The 16,231-nt window shown below is 59.9% G+C and carries 16 protein-coding genes; 9 read left to right on the top strand and 7 right to left on the bottom strand.

Going from position 1 to position 16,231, the window contains the following annotated elements:
• Positions 1-21: 21 nt before the first annotated feature.
• Positions 22-948 (bottom strand): chemotaxis protein CheV, encoded by a 927-nt coding sequence (locus M5C71_RS27180; RefSeq protein ID WP_103497248.1) that lies wholly within the window; start codon positions 946-948, stop codon positions 22-24.
• 80 nt (positions 949-1,028) lie between these two features.
• On the opposite strand from M5C71_RS27180, the gene flgA reads away from it, so the two are divergent.
• The 4 genes from flgA to M5C71_RS27160 all read left to right on the top strand — a co-directional run bounded on the left by flgA (position 1,029) and on the right by M5C71_RS27160 (position 3,618).
• Complete coding sequence (flgA, locus tag M5C71_RS27175; protein WP_152741525.1) at positions 1,029-1,790, top strand: flagellar basal body P-ring formation chaperone FlgA; 762 nt, start codon at positions 1,029-1,031, stop codon at positions 1,788-1,790.
• A gap of 152 nt (positions 1,791-1,942) precedes the next feature.
• A complete protein-coding gene (flgM, locus tag M5C71_RS27170; RefSeq protein WP_103497246.1) occupies positions 1,943-2,263 on the top strand; it encodes a flagellar biosynthesis anti-sigma factor FlgM in 321 nt (106 codons plus the stop codon).
• Between the two features lie 48 nt (positions 2,264-2,311).
• Entirely contained in the window at positions 2,312-2,779 is a 468-nt protein-coding gene (locus M5C71_RS27165; protein ID WP_103497245.1) for a flagellar protein FlgN, read from the top strand.
• A gap of 95 nt (positions 2,780-2,874) precedes the next feature.
• Entirely contained in the window at positions 2,875-3,618 is a 744-nt protein-coding gene (locus M5C71_RS27160; protein WP_103497244.1) for a flagellar brake protein, read from the top strand.
• Positions 3,619-3,685: 67 nt separating this feature from the next.
• Here M5C71_RS27160 and M5C71_RS27155 read toward each other — a convergent pair whose 3' ends face one another.
• The 6 genes from M5C71_RS27155 to M5C71_RS27130 form a co-directional block, all read right to left on the bottom strand.
• Positions 3,686-5,026: an MFS transporter gene (locus tag M5C71_RS27155; protein WP_103497243.1), complete on the bottom strand. Its 1,341-nt coding sequence runs from the start codon at positions 5,024-5,026 to the stop codon at positions 3,686-3,688.
• A gap of 72 nt (positions 5,027-5,098) precedes the next feature.
• A complete protein-coding gene (locus tag M5C71_RS27150; protein ID WP_248769235.1) occupies positions 5,099-6,340 on the bottom strand; it encodes a glutamine synthetase family protein in 1,242 nt (413 codons plus the stop codon).
• 233 nt (positions 6,341-6,573) lie between these two features.
• Positions 6,574-7,266, bottom strand: a complete 693-nt coding sequence (locus tag M5C71_RS27145) for a HAMP domain-containing sensor histidine kinase (protein WP_103497241.1) — start codon at positions 7,264-7,266, stop codon at positions 6,574-6,576.
• Positions 7,263-8,867 (bottom strand): tetratricopeptide repeat-containing response regulator, encoded by a 1,605-nt coding sequence (locus M5C71_RS27140; RefSeq protein WP_248747956.1) that lies wholly within the window; start codon positions 8,865-8,867, stop codon positions 7,263-7,265. Before M5C71_RS27140 ends, M5C71_RS27145 begins: the two co-directional genes overlap by 4 nt.
• Positions 8,868-9,199: 332 nt before the next feature.
• Positions 9,200-9,622, bottom strand: coding sequence for a DUF6691 family protein (locus M5C71_RS27135; RefSeq protein WP_248769192.1), 423 nt, complete (start codon positions 9,620-9,622; stop codon positions 9,200-9,202).
• The gene (locus M5C71_RS27130; protein WP_103497238.1) at positions 9,619-10,059 is read right to left on the bottom strand and encodes a YeeE/YedE; all 441 of its coding nucleotides are present in this window, start codon (positions 10,057-10,059) and stop codon (positions 9,619-9,621) included. Before M5C71_RS27130 ends, M5C71_RS27135 begins: the two co-directional genes overlap by 4 nt.
• Before the next feature lie 201 nt (positions 10,060-10,260).
• On the opposite strand from M5C71_RS27130, the gene M5C71_RS27125 reads away from it, so the two are divergent.
• The 5 genes from M5C71_RS27125 (at position 10,261) to pstB (ending at position 15,862) form a co-directional block, all read left to right on the top strand.
• Positions 10,261-11,940: a methyl-accepting chemotaxis protein gene (locus M5C71_RS27125; RefSeq protein ID WP_247263482.1), complete on the top strand. Its 1,680-nt coding sequence runs from the start codon at positions 10,261-10,263 to the stop codon at positions 11,938-11,940.
• 185 nt (positions 11,941-12,125) lie between these two features.
• A complete protein-coding gene (gene pstS, locus M5C71_RS27120) occupies positions 12,126-13,142 on the top strand; it encodes a phosphate ABC transporter substrate-binding protein PstS (protein ID WP_177102045.1) in 1,017 nt (338 codons plus the stop codon).
• Between the two features lie 76 nt (positions 13,143-13,218).
• Entirely contained in the window at positions 13,219-14,214 is a 996-nt protein-coding gene (gene pstC / locus M5C71_RS27115) for a phosphate ABC transporter permease subunit PstC (protein ID WP_103497236.1), read from the top strand.
• Positions 14,211-15,083 (top strand): phosphate ABC transporter permease PstA, encoded by an 873-nt coding sequence (pstA, locus tag M5C71_RS27110; protein WP_103497235.1) that lies wholly within the window; start codon positions 14,211-14,213, stop codon positions 15,081-15,083. Before pstC ends, pstA begins: the two co-directional genes overlap by 4 nt.
• Positions 15,083-15,862 carry a phosphate ABC transporter ATP-binding protein PstB gene (pstB, locus tag M5C71_RS27105; RefSeq protein WP_100944227.1) on the top strand — a complete coding sequence of 260 codons (780 nt, stop codon included), beginning with the start codon at positions 15,083-15,085 and terminating at the stop codon, positions 15,860-15,862. The genes pstA and pstB overlap by 1 nt, the downstream gene beginning before the upstream one ends.
• Positions 15,863-16,231 lie beyond the last annotated feature (369 nt).

Genomic DNA, 16,231 nt, shown 5'->3' with positions numbered 1-16,231 from the left:
GGAACGGAGGTCCCTGATCGCTTATTCTGCTGCCTTGATCCGCCCCACTACCCGGGCTGCCAGGTCATCGGGTCGGAACTTGGCCAGGAAATCATCGGCGCCGACCTTCTTGACCATTGCCTGATTAAAGACCCCTGACAAGGAAGTATGCAGGATGATGTGAAGTTTTTGCATGCGTGGGTCGTTGCGGATCTCGGCCGTCAGAGTGTAGCCATCCATTTCAGGCATTTCGATGTCGGAAATCATCATCAGAAATTCCTCTTCCGGCTTCTTGCCCTCCTCGACCAGCTTACGCAGGTAGTCCAGCGCCTGCCGGCCGTCGTTCAACGCCACCACTTCCACGCCCACGGTCTGCAGGCAACGGGTGACCTGCTTGCGCGCCACCGAGGAGTCATCCACCGTCAGCACCCGCATGGAAATCGCCTTGGCCTGGGTCTCGACATCGACCACCCCGTGGGAGATGGATTCGGAAGTCGGCGAGACTTCGGCGAGGATCTTCTCCACGTCGATGATTTCCACCAACTGGTTGTCGATCCGGGTCACCGCGGTCAGGTAGTGATCGCGTCCGGTGCCCTTGGGCGGCGGATGGATCTCTTCCCAGTTCATGTTGACGATGCGCTCCACCGACTTCACCAGGAAACCCTGGGTCTTGGTGTTGTACTCGGTAATGATCACAAACGGATTACTTTGATCCTTGAGACCGCCCGCCCCGGTGGCCATCGCCAGATCCAGGATGGGAATGGTTGCCCCACGGATATTCGCCACGCCACAGACCACCGGGCTGGATTTGGGCATCAGGGTCAGCTTGGGGCACTGCAGCACCTCCCGCACCTTGAACACGTTGATCCCATACAACTGCTGACCGTCCAGACGAAACAACAACAACTCGAGGCGATTCTGCCCGACCAGTTGCGTACGCTGGTTCACCGAATCCATTACACCCGCCATGCCAGCCACCTCTCACACAAGCTTCATGATCCGACGCCTATTCAGCATTAAACGGCACGAGCCTTGCTTTTTATACTGTTATGAAAGCACAAACGACATTTTTTCGACGCCTGACATCACAGTACCGCAGATTGCTCTGGGTCTTGGCGGTTTTATGCAGTCTGAACCCCGGCGGCCCTGCCTTTGCCGACTCGGCGACCCTGCCTGATCAGCTTATCGGCGTGACCCAAGGCTTTCTTGAGTTCACGGTAGAAGACTATCTGGCTACCAGTCAAACCGAAGGACGCTACGAAATCCAGGTCAACCAGCTCGACCCGCGCCTGCGCATGGCGGCTTGCGACAAGGAATTGACAGCCAACCTGGAAAGCCCGGCCACGCCGATTGGCCGGGTTACAGTCAAGGTCCGCTGTGAAGGCAGCTCGCCCTGGACCGTGTTCGTGCCGGCCCAGGTCAAGCTGTTCCGCAATGTGGTGGTCACCACGCGCCCGTTGAAACGCGCCGGAATCATTGAGCCCGGCGATGTCACGTTGCGCGAGCGTGACATCAGCCTGGCCGGCCAGGGTTTCCTGACGTCCACGGATGAGGCCATCGGGCAGAAACTTGTCCGACCAATGGTCATGGATCAAGTTATCACCCTGGTTCATCTGGAGCAGGCCGAGGTGGTTCGCAAGGGCGATCAGGTGGTCATCAGCGCGACAAGCGGTGGCCTGGTGGTCAAGATGCCGGGTGAGGCCTTGTCCAATGGCGGCCTGAATGAACAGATCAGGATCAAGAACCTGAACTCCCAGCGGGTGATCAAGGCACGGGTGACCGGGCCGGGACAGGTGGAAGTCGCGTTGTAGAGAACTGGCGCTAAGCCGCAGCTTTTCCTAAACTGTGCTGCACCAAGGCGCACCGCCAACACGTGCCGGCTCATTCTTATCTGAGCCTAAAGTTTTTCCGGGTATGGCCGAAAACAAGGCAAGCGTCCAAATACCCAGAGGTTTTTTTCATCATGGTCATCGATTTCAGTCGTTTGAATAACCCCCCGTCACTGACAGGCAGTACGCGCACCAGCGCCAGCAAGGAAGCCGACGGCTCCGGCAAATCCGCGTCCGTGAGCACTCCGGCCGCCTCCGTCAGCCAGAGCGGGGAATCGGTACACCTCAGTAATGAGGCTCAGCAGTTGCAACAAGTCACTGACAAGCTGCGCGACCAACCTGTTGTCAACAGCGCCCGCGTGGCCGAGTTGAAGCAGGCGGTTGCCGATGGCAGCTACAAAGTCGACAGCAACCGCGTCGCCAGCAAATTGCTCAACTTCGAAGCCCAACGCTAGGCTCCGGCCTGCGTCAGGCTTTTGGACGCTTAAAAACCAAGGCCAGCCATGCACGACACCACTCTGCTGCAACTGATCACCGATGATTTTGCCCCCGCTCAAGACCTGCTTGAGTTGCTGCGCGCCGAATCCCTGGCGCTCCATGGTCGCAATATGCTCGAGCTGGAAGAGATTCTGGCGCGCAAGCAAGCGCTGATCGTTCTGCTGGAACAGCATGGCCGCAAGCGTAGCCAGCTACTCGCCGGCCTCAATTTGCCCACCAACCGTGCAGGCCTGGAACAACTCGCCGCGCAGTCCAGTATTGGTGAGCAATTGCTGAGTCAGAGCGATGTGTTGACCCAGTTGCTGGCCGATTGCCAGACCGCCAACGAGCTCAACGGTCGTAATATCCAGGTCCAGCAAGCAACTACCGCAAACCAGTTGAAGATCCTGACCGGCGGTGAAACCCCCGCCCTCTATGATGCGCGCGGCTCAACGGCCAGGTCCATGAAACCGCGCCCGCTCAGTCAGGCTTGAACCGGGCCTTGCGCGTGCTCTATCAAGGCGCGCAACATGCTGGCAAAATGCTAGCTCTTGCGTGCAGTTGTATTTTGTCTGGAGATTGATGAACCGTGTCCAATGCCCCAAGCGCGGATGATGCTCCGCAGCCACCCAAGGTGCTTAGCACGCCTCTGGAAATTTCCGCCAACCTGCGGATGCTGCAGGAAAGTCACGACCCGCTGATCATCACCTTTCATGAGCGCAGCCAGCGCTTCCAGAGTTTTGTGATCGACGTCAACCGCGAAGCCGGCACCCTGGCCCTGGACGAAATGATGCCGCGCGACGGCGAACGCTTCCTGTTGGCCGGCGAGCCGTTCCGGGTCGAAGGTTTCCATGAGGGCGTGCGAATCGCCTGGGAACAGCCGCAACCCATGACCATCGACGAGACCAATGGTTGCTACCGTGGCTCGATGCCCGATGAAGTGGTCTATCACCAACGTCGCAATGCCTTCCGTGCCGCCCTGAAGCTGGCCGCGCTGGTCAATGTCGAGCTGGGTGGCGAAAAGCTCAAGGCGCCGTTGACCGGCAAACTGCTGGACATCTCCGCCACCGGTTGCAAACTGCGTTTCGACGGCGATATTTCCGACCGCCTGCAACTGGGCCAGGTCTACGAGCGCTTTATTGCCGCCCTGCCCTTCGGCCCGATGACCGCACCCGTGGAACTGCGCCACCTGCACTTCGAGGAAAGGATCAACACCACCTTCGCCGGCGTGCGCTTCCACAATATGAGCGGTCTGGTCCAGCGCCAGGTCGAGCGCTTTGTCTATCAGTTGCAGCGTGAAGCACGGCGCTTCGATAAAGACGACGACTTCTGATCCAGCAGTCGCCATAAAAAACGGGCCACCCTCATCAGGTGGCCCGTTTTTTTTTACGTTCAACGTTTCAGTTGCTCGACTTGTGCGCCGGCTCCGGGTCCGACTCGTCCACCTCGGGCACGACCTCAGCCTCGGGTGGTGTCGGCACGACGCTGTCACACATCTGATCCAGCACGATCTGCTCGTCGACCCGTGGGTCAAGCGCCGCGCCAAGGGGCGACATGGCTTCCGGCATGACCACGTGTTGCAGCGGCGCATCCTCGACCTGATGCAGGTTGGTCACCGCCTTCGGTCGGATCCGCCACACCAGCATCAAGGCGAAGAAGCTGAAAAACGCGTAGAGCATCTGGCTGCCGAACAGTTTCATCAGCACACCCGCCACCAAGGGCCCGATACTGGCGCCTATGCCATAGGTCATCAGCAGCATGGCCGTCAGCGAGACCCGGCGATCGCCCTCGATATGATCGTTGGAAAAGGCCACTGCCAGGGGATACAGGCAGAACTGCAGCAAGGACACCATGAACCCCGAGGCAAACAGCACCTCCAGCGGCGCATGGGACATGATTGCCAGGGGCAATGAGGCCAACGCCAGCAAGAAGGCAATGCTGCGAATCAGCACCGCCCGGTCATAACGATCCGAGATCCAGCCCAGCGGCCACTGCACCAGGAAACCGGCGAAAATGCAGCAGCCCATGAACAGACCCACCTGCTCGGTGGTAAGCCCCTGCTGGGACGCATACAAGGGGGCCAGGCCGTAAAAGGAGCCGACGATGATCCCGGCGCCCAGGACGGTGGTCAGCGACTGCGGCACCCGCTTCATGAAGAAACGTGGTTCCAGCGGTGCCGGATGCAACGGTGCCGGGTGAATCCGCCGGGTCATCGCCACGGGCACCAGGCACAGGGCAAAGCACATCGCTACCGCCATCAGCAGTTCCAGGCCCAGGGCCGGGTGCAGGACCAGGATCATCTGCCCGAGGATCAGCCCCAGGTAGGAGGCAATCATGTAACCGCTGAAGACCACGCCGCGTTGCTTGGCCTCCGCCTGCTCGTTGAGCCAGCTTTCGATGACCATGTACTGGCACATCATTCCCAGGCCCACGATCATCCGCAGGAACAGCCAGGCCGGCAGCCAGTCGATCAAGCCATGGCCGAGCACCGCCGCACCGACAATACCGGCACAGGTGGCATAGGCGCGGATATGGCCGACCCGGGCAATCAACCGGTGGCCGATCTTGCCGCCCAACACCAGGCCGAAGTAGTTGGCGGCCATCAAGGCACCGACCCACAGGCTGTCGACATGTTCGGCGGCCAGGCGCAGGGCCAGGTAGGTACTCAGCAGGCCGGAGCCGATCAACATCATCAGCGAGGCGAAATACAGTGCTCGAAAGGGTTTCCAGATTTGGCGCATCGGCGTTCCGAGCGGCTCCTTGAATAGGGTATCGGACTATCCGACAAGATAGCCCGAACGGGACGGCTACAGCTATGCCTGAGAGGCCAGAACACGACGCTCCCAGGGGGTAATTTCATCCAGGAAACTGGTCAGCTCCATGCTCTTGGAAGCGATATAGCCTTCAATGAACACGCTGCCGAACAACTCCCTGGCCAACGGACTACGTTTCAGACGTTCGAGCGCGGCATGCAAGGTACATGGCAACGACAAAGAATCCGGAACTTGGAATTCACCCTGGATCGCCGGCGTCGGTTCCAGCTCGTGCTCGATCCCGTAAAGGCCCGCCGCCAGGCTCGCGGCAATCGCCAGATAGGGATTCGCATCGGCTCCCGGCAAGCGGTTTTCTACCCGCCGCGCCACTGGAGCACTGGCCGGAATACGCAAACCGGCCGAGCGGTTGTCATGGGACCAGCAAGCGTTGTTCGGCGAGGCAAAGGGATGGCACAGCCGCTGGTAGGAATTCACGTTCGGTGCGAACAGTGCGGTGAAGTCCGCCAGGCACGCCTGCTGCCCACCGATGAAATGCCGGAAGGTCGCGGTCGGCTCGCCGTTGGCATCGCTGAACACATTGCGCCGGCTGTCGGCCGCCACCACGCTCTGGTGAATATGCATGGAACTGCCAGGGGTATGGGCCAGCGGCTTGGCCATGCAGACCACGGTCAGGCCGTGCTTGAGGGCGACTTCCTTGAGCAGGTGCTTGAACAGGAAAGTCTGGTCGGCCAGCAGCAACGGATCGCCATGCAGCAGGTTGATCTCGAACTGGCTGACGCCCATTTCGTGCATGAAGGTATCCCGGGGCAGTCCCAGGGCGGCCATGCATTCGTAGACTTCGCTGAAGAAGGGGCGCAGGCCGTTGTTGGAACTGACGCTGAACGCCGAATGGCCCTCCTCGCGTCGACCGTCCAGGCCCACTGGCGGCAGGAAGGCCTGGGTCGGGTCGGGGTTCGGGGCAAAGACGAAGAACTCCAGCTCGGTCGCGACCACTGGCGCCAGGCCACGGGCCGCATAACGCGCGATCACCGCCTTGAGCTGGCCACGGGTCGAAAGGCTGGAGCTTTCGCCACTCAGTTCGTCCGCATCACAAATGGCCAGGGCACGGGGTTGCCGGCTCCAGGGCAGGCGGTGAATCTGCTGGGGATCGGCGTTGAGCGCCAGGTCGCCGTCGTCACTGCCGTAGAAACGTGCCGGCGGGTAACCGCCCATGATGCATTGCAGCAAGACCCCGCGAGCCATCTGCAGGCGTCGCCCTTCGAGAAAGCCCTCGGCGGTCATCACCTTGCCGCGGGGTACGCCATTGAGGTCCGGGGTGACACACTCAATCTCATCAATGCCGGTCAGTCGCTGGGCGAGTGAACGCTGGCCATCGGTCGTCATGACTCAATCCTTGTTGTTGTACGGGCCGCTAACGGCGTCCTGTACAAAATACGCATCACCCGTTCAGGATTTCAAGCAGGGAATACAGAAAAGACTGACCGAACAATCAGGGTACGCCCTGGCGATTGCACTCACGGCAGATAAAGACTGAACAAGGCCCCGCCCAAGGTCCCGCCATTGGCGATCTCGATCCGCCCGCGCACGCCGTTGCGCTCGTGCAGCCCGGCAATCCGCGCGGCGAAATACAACCCCAGGCCGGTACTGCCGGTCGCCGGGTTGATGCCCTGGACATAATCGGCCTGGCGCTCGACCATCTGCTCCGGGTAACCGGGACCGTCGTCATTGATGGTCAGCACCAGCTGCTCGCCCTCTTCACGGACACTGATCAGCAGCGCATGACAGGCGTAGCCGATGGCATTGGTGACGATATTGCCGACCACCGAACCGATCAGTTCCCGGTCGAAGAAACCCAGCGGACTGAAATCGCCGACCTCACAGCTGGCGACGATCCCACGGCTGCTCAGCAGCTCCTGGCGCCCAGCCAGCTGCGCGCCGATAAAATCGTCCAGCTCATGGTAATCCGGACGCAGCGGCAGCTGATTGACCCCCAGCTTGTACAGTCCGAGCAGTTGCACCAGCATGGTATTGAGATGCGCGAACTCATACTCGATCACACTGTGCTCGGGGGTTTCGCGCTGGACATCGGGCAAGCGCGCCAGCCACTGGCCATGGGCCTGTGTCAGCATCGCCAGGGAGTTCTTCATGTCATGCACGGTGGAGGCAATCACCGTGGAAAAATCCAGCCCCTCGTGAGTCTCACTCATTCGCCAAATGCCCGGGTACGCAATTTCTGATACCTCTCATAACGGGGGTCGCTGTCCGGCATCTTGCCGACCATTTTCAGACAGCCGCGACACTCCTCGAGCACTGCGGCATCACCGCCCTTCTGGGCAATGACGAGCAGGGCCTGGGCCGCGTTCAAGGCAATACTGATGTTCTTCGGCTGCAGCGCCAGGGCGCGGCGGAACAGGTCCACGGCCTCGTCCAGGTTGCCGCCCTTGTAGCTGCGCACGCCCTGCACGTTGAGATCGATGGCCGCCTTGCCGCCGCCAAGGATCTCCGGGTCGGAGGTCAGCTTGGCGATCCCTTTCATCACCGTCGGATCGTCGCCGTAGATTTCCACGCAGTTCTTCAGCATCGAAGCGCCGGCATCGGCCTGGCCCAGTTGCTGCAGCTGCTTGGCCACCAGCAGCGCGGCCTCGGCACTCATGAAGTTCTCCATGCCGTCCAGGCGCGACATCGCCTGCTCGGTGAGCTTGTCGGCGGTTTCGGCATCGTTGAGCAGCAGGCTGGTGGCCTTCATCAAGCGCGCCCGCACCTGCAAGCCCTGGTCGTTGGCGTTTTCCTTGGCGACCGCGCTCAGGGTCTGGTTGATCTCCAGCCGGGTACGGGTGTCCAGGCCACGCTCGCTGCCCTTGCTGATCAGCGCATGGGCCAGGCCGAGGTTGCTCTCAGGGTCCTTGAAACGCGATTGCTCGCCCTGGTACACGGCCTGGCGATACGCTCGGGAAGCACTTTCAAAATCTTCGTTGGCCAAGGCCAGCTTGCCCAGCATCGACTGTCGGCGCACCGCCAGCGGCGAGAGGCGTACAGCCTCTTCCAACACGCTCTGTGCACGCCGGGTATCGCCTTCCTGCACCAGCACCTCGGCCAGGCCGTCATAGAGCGCCGGCATCATCGGAAACGCCTTGAGCGCGGTCTCATAGAGCGCCTTGGCCTGGACGACCTGGTTGCGTTTGAACAGCAACTGCCCCATGCGCGCATAAGCCCAGGGCAACGGACGGTCGGCGAGGATGCCGGTGAGAAAACGTTCCAGGGGTTCGAACTGATTCAGGTTCCACATCGCGTCGGCGCGGTAGCGCAGGCACAACGGAGCGAAACGGCTGTCCTGCTGGGTCAGGCGGGTGCAGGCGGCCAGCACCTCGGCCGGCTTGTCGCGGTCCAACGCCTCCATGATCGGCTTGAGCAGGTTCTTGCGCTGCACCAGCTTTTCCAGGCGCTGGGCCAGGCTGGCACGGTTGAACGGCTTGGTCAGGTAGGCATCGGGCTCGTGTTCGAGGGCCGAGAGCACCATGGCCTGGCTGCTTTCGGCGGTGACCATGACAAACACGCTTTCATGGCTGATCAGCTTGTCGGTCATCAGGTCTTCGAGCACCTGCTGGCCGTTCTTCTTGCCATCGCCCAGGTGGTAGTCATGCAGCACGAAATCGTAACGTTTCTGGGCGCACATGCGCAGCGCCTGTTCCCCGGTGTCGGCGGTGTCCACTTCCTTGACCCCCAACTCCCGCAGCATGGACCGGACTGAACTGCGGAAATCGGAGAAATCATCGACGATAAGAAAGTTTTTTTGGTGATACGCCAGCATCGAGATTCCTGTCATGGGAAATAGAAGATGAGCCCGTGGGCAATCACCAGAGCGGGTTCAGCTTCCCTGCTACCTTCGCGCGCAGATAATAACTAACAGCATTTTGCCATCAAGCGACTTTACAGCATCGTACAAAATCCCAGGCAAAAAGCGACCTTTTGCCAAGCGTAGCGGCAAAAGCTATAGAGGCTTGATCAACCAGTTGAGACACACCCTCAGCCCACGGCAGCGGATTCTACGGTTGTCTCCAACAGGGTATCGTCAGGCGCCGCGAAAACCTGAGACTCGGACGAAGGGTTCGTCAGCATCGACCACGGCAAGTAGGCAACCCGTTAACGACCCACCTGGCGTTTTTCCAGCAGCGCAAACAGCTGGATACCGGCCAGCATGGCCAGCACGAATACGATGGCCTGCCAATGCCCGGTCAGCAGAATCGCCACCGCCGGTCCCGGGCAGATGCCGGCGATTCCCCAGCCCACGCCAAACAGCAGGCTGCCGCCCACCAGGCGGACATCCAACCCGCGTTTGAGCGGTATCTGCATGGCCGCTCCCAACAGGGAGTGCTTGTGTTTGCCGGCCCATCGGAATGGCAAGGCCGCCACGACCACGGCCCCCAGCATGACCAGTCCCAGGGAAGGATCCCAGGCCCCCGCCAGATCAAGAAACCCCAACACCTTGGCCGGGTTGGCCATACCGGCCAGCAGCAGGCCGATGCCGAATATCAGACCGCCCAAAAAAGCCGTCAGCTTGGTCATAGCCAGACTCCCAACACATGGCGAAGAACATGGACCGTGGCAAATCCCGCGGCCATGAAGCACAGCGTGGCCACAATGGAGCGTGGCGACAGCCGTGAAATGCCACACACACCGTGCCCGCTGGTGCACCCCGAGCCATAACGGGTTCCCAATCCCACCAGCAGGCCCGCCAGCACCAAGCCGGGGACTCCGGTCTCGAAGCGGATCGTCGGCAGCGCATGGAACGCCCCCCACAACAACGGCGCCAGCAGCAGACCCAGTAGAAACAAGGCCTTCTCGCCCCACCCTTCGCTGCCGCGCTGAAGCAGGCTGCCGAGTAAGCCGCTGATGCCGGCAATACGGCCGTTGGCGAGGATGAACAGAGCCGCCGCCAGCCCGATCAGCGCGCCTCCAGCCAGTGCCGACCACGGCGTAAAGTCAAGCCAGTCGATAGTCATATCGCCCCGTCCGCTGAATAAAGAGAGTATGCATGGTCGTGAGTGCAGTCGACCTGCGTCAATGTTTCGGCCCCCATGGGCGGATATGGTCACAACAGTAGCGACGCTCCTTGAAAAAACCGACTCACGGAGCTGAACAATCATGCCAGTGAGTCGATATAAAAAAACATAACAAGCTTGCTCCTCGACCCGGGATTTCCTATGAAGTGGAAAATACGCAACAAGGTTCTGCTGCTATCTGTGATTCCTGCCCTCCTGCTGGCTTTGATTATTCAACTGCTGGCCTTTTCCGAGCAGCAGGCCATGGGCGAGCGAAGTATCGAGGAGACGCGCCAGACCTTGATAAAAACCCGCAAGGACGAGCTGGTGCATTACCTCGATCTGGCCTACAGCGCCATCAAGCCGCTTTATGAAGGGGCCGATGCCATGAGCCCCGCCACCCAGGAAGAGGCCAAGCGTCGACTGCGCGACCTTCACTATGGGCAAGACGGCTATTTCTTCGGCTACAACGACAAGGGCGACAGGATTTTCCTGGCCGCCGGCAAGGACGATGGGAAAAATTTCTGGGACCTGAAAGACAGCCACGGCACTTACCTGATCCGAGAGCTGATCGGTGCCGCCAAGCGCGGCGGTGATTTCGTCACGTACTACTTCCCCAAACCGGGCAATGACGACACCGCCTACCCCAAGCTGTCCTACGCCATTTACCTGGACAAATGGAACTGGATCGTCGGCGCCGGGTTTTATGTCGACGGCCTGGACGCCCTGATCGCCACGCAAACGCAACACCAGCAGCAGGCCATGGATGCCCTGCGCTGGAAGCAATGGGGCATCATGGGGGTGCTGCTGATCGTGCTCAGCCTCGTCGCAGCCTATGTCGCTCGCAGCATCGTCAGACCACTCGGCCTGCTGACCCGCAGCTTGCAGGACTTGGCCAGCGAAGACGGCGACCTCACCCGTCAGCTGCCCATCGATGGCAATGAGGAAACCGCCGAGCTGGCCAGTGCCTTCAATCAGTTCGCCGGAAAAATCCGCCATATGGTGCTGGAGCTGGCCCGCTGCGCCCAGCAGTTGCAGGAGCGTAACGAACAACTCAAGCAAAGTGCCCAGCATGCCGCCGATGCGCTGACACGCCAGACCCGTGACGCCGAGCAAGTCACCCACGCCATGGAGCAGATGGCCCTGGCCACCCACAACGTGGCGGAGTCGGCGCAGAATGCCGCCCAGGCGACCCGCAATACCGATGAGCAGGCCCAGGCCATGCAAACCAACGTGAGCGACACCGTCAATGCCATTGGCGGTCTGGCGCGGGATATCGAAAAAGCCGCCCAGGATATCCAGACCCTGGGCAGCGATGTGGAGTCCATCGGCTCCATCCTCGATGTGATCCGCGGCATTGCCGAGCAAACCAATCTGCTGGCCCTCAACGCCGCCATCGAAGCCGCCCGCGCGGGAGAACAGGGACGTGGGTTTGCCGTGGTCGCCGACGAAGTCCGCTCGCTGGCCCAGCGTACCCAGCAAAGCACCCAGGAAATACAGGCCAAGATCACTCAACTGCAACAAGGCGCCCGAGCGGCGGTCAGCACCATGCAGAGCAGCCTCGGTGGCAGCGAGCTGGCAGTGACCAAGGTCAACGGTACCGGCCAGATCCTGGCCCAGGTCAGCAATGCGGTGTCCGAGATCAACGGCATGAACAACCAGATCGCGACCGCCGCGGAAGAACAGTCGAGCATTGGCGCCGAGGTGAACCAGAGCCTGGCGCAAATCAGCCAGCACATCAACGACACCCAGGCCATCACCACGCGCAACAACGAAATGTGTGTCGAGCTGGATCAGCTGTCGCGGGAATTGGGACTGCTGGTCAAGCGTTTCAGGGTCTGACGGTTCGAAAAGGGCGCTGTCCATCCTGACGCGCCCAAGGGAACCGAGACAAATGAATGATTCTTCATTTCAAAATATTACTAAAAATCACACTACAGTCATCAGACAGAAATATTTCAGGAATTAAATCGTAACGTCTCTTTATAGGTGGGTCACTCCACTTAACCCTTTCATTGAGGTGTTTGATGTTGCTGACTAAAAAAGGCCTGTCTGTCCTGCTGGCTTCTCTGTGCCTGAGCGGTGTCGCTCACGCGACCGATGTGACCGGCGCTGGCTCCAGCTTTGTCTATCCGGTCCTGTCCAAGTGGTCCCAGGACTACAGCAAAGACTCCAGCAATCGCATCAACTACCAGTCGATCGGCTCGGGTGGCGGTATTGCCCAGATCAAGGCGGCGACCGTGGACTTCGGCGCTTCCGACGCCCCACTGTCGGCGGATGACCTCAAGGCCGGCGGCCTGGGTCAATTCCCTAGCGTGATTGGCGGCATCGTGCCGGTAATGAACATCGACGGCGTCGCAGCGGGCCAATTGAAGCTCGACGGCGAAACCCTGGCGAAAATCTTCCTGGGTGAAATCACCGAGTGGACCGACCCGGCCATCGTTGCCCTGAACCCGGGCGTGAAACTGCCTGGCGGTAAAATCACCGTGGTTCACCGTTCTGACGGCTCGGGTACCTCGTACAACTTCACCAACTACCTCGCTAAAGTGAGCGATGGCTGGAAATCCAAAATCGGCTTCGGTACCACCGTGCCTTGGCCAGTCGGCGTCGGCGGCAAAGGCAACGAAGGTGTCTCCGCCTACGTGAAGCAGATCAAGAACTCCATCGGTTATGTCGAGTACGCTTACGCTCTGCAGAACAAGATGACTCACGCACAGCTGAAAAACGCCGCCGGCAAGTTCATCCAGCCTAACGCCAAAGCGTTTGCGGCCGCTGCCGACACCGCCGACTGGGCCAACGCCAAAGACTTCAACCTGATCATGACCAACGCTCCTGGCGATGGCGCATGGCCGATCACGGCGACCACCTGGATCATCATGTACAAACAACCGAAGAATGCCGAGCAGAGCCAGGCAGCCTTCAACTTCTTCAAATGGTCGCTGGAAAATGGCCAACAACAGGCCTCGGCGCTGGACTATGTGGCTTTGCCTGACTCCCTCGTCAAGCGCATCGAAGGTTATTGGAAGTCTGACTTCGCCCATTGATCCAGCAATAGCTAAAACACCCCTTCCTCGGGCAGTCTTTGTCGAGTGAAGGGGTTTGTTTGTGAGCAGACTTCTGATGAACGATATAGTGCAACCTCCGACCATGACCATTTACGCTGGCGAAGTGGCGAGTGATGCGCGTGCGACTCGCGATCATCGTCATGATCTCTGGTTCAAGCGCTCGATGATGGGCGCCGCGATGCTGGTGCTGCTACTTCTGGCAAGCATCGCAGCGTCGACACTCTGGGGCGGCAGTCTTGCGCTCAAGACCTTCGGTTTCGGTTTTCTTACCAGCACTGAGTGGGATGCGGTCAATAACCACTTTGGTGCCCTGGTGCCGATTTACGGCACTCTGGTGACGTCCTTCCTGGCGTTGCTGATTGCGGTTCCCGTCAGCTTCGGCATTGCGATTTTTCTGACAGAGGTCGCACCACCTTGGCTACGGATGCCCGTCGCCTCGGCGGTTGAATTGCTCGCGGGGATTCCATCGATCATCTACGGCATGTGGGGCCTGTTCGTATTCGGCCCGTTCATGGCTGAACATCTGTCTCCCTGGATCAACGATTACCTGGGTTCGCTGCCTTTGGTCGGTTCGCTGTTTCAGGGGCCGCCCCTGGGTATCGGCATGCTGACCGCCGGCATCGTCCTGGCAATCATGATCATGCCCTTCATCACCTCGGTCATGCAGGAAGTGTTTCGTAGCGTTCCCACGCCACTCAAAGAGTCTGCCTACGCGTTGGGCGGCACTACCTGGGAAGTGGTCTGGGACATCGTCCTGCCTTACACCCGCTCTGCGGTGGTCGGCGGCATTTTCCTCGGACTGGGACGGGCATTGGGCGAAACCATGGCGGTGACTTTCGTACTGGGTAACGCTCAACAGTTCTCGGCCTCCTTGCTGATGCCAAGCAGCTCCATCGCTTCGGTCATCGCCAACGAGTTCAGCGAAGCCTATACCGACCTGCATCGTTCGGCGCTGATTGCCCTGGGCTTCTTGCTGTTTATCGTCACCTTTATCGTATTGGCGCTGGCACGACTCCTGCTGATGCGGCTTTCACGCAAGGAGGGTGTATGACCGGTAACGAACGTCTCTACCGAATCCGTGCCTTCAAGAATCAGCTGGCGATGGTGCTCAGTTGTGGCGCCACGGTCTTCGGCTTGGTCTGGTTGGTGTGGATCCTGCTGACCACGATCATCAACGGCTTTCAGGCGCTCAATCTTCGCCTCTTCACCCAGATGACACCCCCACCGGGTGTGGAAGGCGGCCTGGCCAACGCGTTCTATGGCAGCGCCCTGATGTCGGCGATCGCCCTGCTGATCGGCACGCCGATCGGCTTGATGGCGGGTATCTGGCTGGCGGAGTTCGCCCGTCACTCGCGCCTGGGCAACGTCGTTCGTTTCATCAACGACATCCTGCTCTCGGCGCCGTCGATTGTGCTGGGCTTGTTCGTCTACACGGCGGTGATCCTGCCGCTGAACCTGCTGACCAATCACCAGTCCGGTTTCTCCGCGATCGCCGGGGCCCTGGCCTTGGCGCTCCTGGTGATTCCGGTGGTGGTCAGGACCACCGACGAGATGCTTCAACTGCAACCCACCACCTTGCGCGAGGCTGCTCTGGCATTGGGTGTCCCGCAGTGGAAATTGACGCTGCAAATCGTCCTGCGCGCGGCGAAAGCCGGTGTGCTGACCGGTATCTTGCTGGCGCTGGCCAGGATCACCGGTGAAACGGCACCACTGCTGTTTACCGCTTTCGGCAACCAGTTCTGGAGCAGCAATCTGCTCAAGCCGATTGCCAGCGTCCCCGTGGTGATCTTCCAGTACGCCATGAGTCCTTTCGAGGACTGGCATTCCCTGGCCTGGGCGGGCGCATTGGTACTGACCTTGTTCGTACTGATCCTCAGCCTTCTGTCCCGTTTGATCCTTTTGCGCAATAGGTTGACTTGATGAATAGCCGTGACCTTGGCAACGAAAAAACCAAAATTCGCGTTCGTGGCCTGGAGTTTTTTTACAACAACCAGCGCTCACTGAAGTCCATCGACATGGATATTCCAGAGAAACGCATCACTGCGATCATCGGGCCTTCAGGTTGCGGTAAATCGACACTGCTGCGGGTATTCAACCGGATCTACTCCATGTATCCGAAGCAGGAGGCGCGTGGCGAGGTACTGCTCAACGGCGAGAACATTCTCGCGCCGGGCTACTCGATGAACCGCCTGCGCAGTCATGTCGGCATGGTCTTCCAGAAGCCGGTACCGTTTCCGATGTCGATCTACGACAACGTGGCCTATGCCGTGCGCCACCATGAGCAGCTATCCCGCCATGAGATGGACGAGCGTGTCGAGCAGGCCTTGAGTGGTGCCGCGCTGTGGGATGAGGTCAAGGATAAGCTCAAGCAAAGCGCACAGGGCCTCTCGGGCGGTCAACAGCAACGTCTGTGTATTGCGCGGACGATTGCCTTGCGGCCACAGGTCTTGCTCCTGGATGAGCCGACCTCCGCACTTGACCCGATTTCCACCGGGCGCATCGAGCAGTTGATCACTGAACTGAAAGAGCAGTACACCATCATCATCGTGACCCACAACATGCAGCAAGCGGCACGGGTATCGGACTACACCGCGTTCATGTTCATGGGGGAGCTGATCGAGCATGCGATGAGCGACACCATCTTCACCAATCCGAAGAAAAAGCAGACCGAAGACTACGTGACTGGCCGATTTGGCTGATTCGGATGCTGATAGAGAAACCACCTGCAGAGGTGGTTTTTTTATGCCTGGGATTTAGTGGCCGTGCCTGGCTATGGGGGGCGGGTTGCTGCCGAGGAGGCCTTGAGCCTTGTATCGCTCATACGGCCGTCATCGCCGGCAAGCCGGCTCCTACAAGAGCCAGGCACGACAATGTCCCTGAGGTGGAACACCGACCTGTGGGAGCTGGCTTGCCGGCGATGAGGCCCGCAAGCCTTGCAGCGCCTGAACCGGCCTCTTCGCGGGCAAGCCCGGCTCCTACAGGACGTCGTCGTTCACCGATCTTGTGTACGACACCACACTGTAGGAGCCGGGCTTGTCGGATCGCCGCACCGCCGCGAAGAGGCCCTT

This window comes from Pseudomonas sp. MWU12-2345 (assembly GCF_023242385.1).
GTDB lineage: Bacteria > Pseudomonadota > Gammaproteobacteria > Pseudomonadales > Pseudomonadaceae > Aquipseudomonas > Aquipseudomonas gingeri_D.
The sequence above is the reverse complement of the archived record's forward strand: the minus strand, read 5'-3'. Positions and strand labels throughout refer to the sequence as shown.

Coding starts and splice junctions, on each gene's coding strand:
- M5C71_RS27180 (WP_103497248.1), bottom strand. CDS start 948: ATGGCGGGTGTAATGGATTCGGTGAACCAGCGTACGCAACTGGTCGGG.
- flgA (WP_152741525.1), top strand. CDS start 1,029: ATGAAAGCACAAACGACATTTTTTCGACGCCTGACATCACAGTACCGC.
- flgM (WP_103497246.1), top strand. CDS start 1,943: ATGGTCATCGATTTCAGTCGTTTGAATAACCCCCCGTCACTGACAGGC.
- M5C71_RS27165 (WP_103497245.1), top strand. CDS start 2,312: ATGCACGACACCACTCTGCTGCAACTGATCACCGATGATTTTGCCCCC.
- M5C71_RS27155 (WP_103497243.1), bottom strand. CDS start 5,026: ATGCGCCAAATCTGGAAACCCTTTCGAGCACTGTATTTCGCCTCGCTG.
- M5C71_RS27150 (WP_248769235.1), bottom strand. CDS start 6,340: ATGACCGCCGAGGGCTTTCTCGAAGGGCGACGCCTGCAGATGGCTCGC.
- M5C71_RS27145 (WP_103497241.1), bottom strand. CDS start 7,266: ATGAGTGAGACTCACGAGGGGCTGGATTTTTCCACGGTGATTGCCTCC.
- M5C71_RS27140 (WP_248747956.1), bottom strand. CDS start 8,867: ATGCTGGCGTATCACCAAAAAAACTTTCTTATCGTCGATGATTTCTCC.
- M5C71_RS27135 (WP_248769192.1), bottom strand. CDS start 9,622: ATGACCAAGCTGACGGCTTTTTTGGGCGGTCTGATATTCGGCATCGGC.
- M5C71_RS27130 (WP_103497238.1), bottom strand. CDS start 10,059: ATGACTATCGACTGGCTTGACTTTACGCCGTGGTCGGCACTGGCTGGA.
- M5C71_RS27125 (WP_247263482.1), top strand. CDS start 10,261: ATGAAGTGGAAAATACGCAACAAGGTTCTGCTGCTATCTGTGATTCCT.
- pstS (WP_177102045.1), top strand. CDS start 12,126: ATGTTGCTGACTAAAAAAGGCCTGTCTGTCCTGCTGGCTTCTCTGTGC.
- pstC (WP_103497236.1), top strand. CDS start 13,219: ATGAACGATATAGTGCAACCTCCGACCATGACCATTTACGCTGGCGAA.
- pstA (WP_103497235.1), top strand. CDS start 14,211: ATGACCGGTAACGAACGTCTCTACCGAATCCGTGCCTTCAAGAATCAG.
- pstB (WP_100944227.1), top strand. CDS start 15,083: ATGAATAGCCGTGACCTTGGCAACGAAAAAACCAAAATTCGCGTTCGT.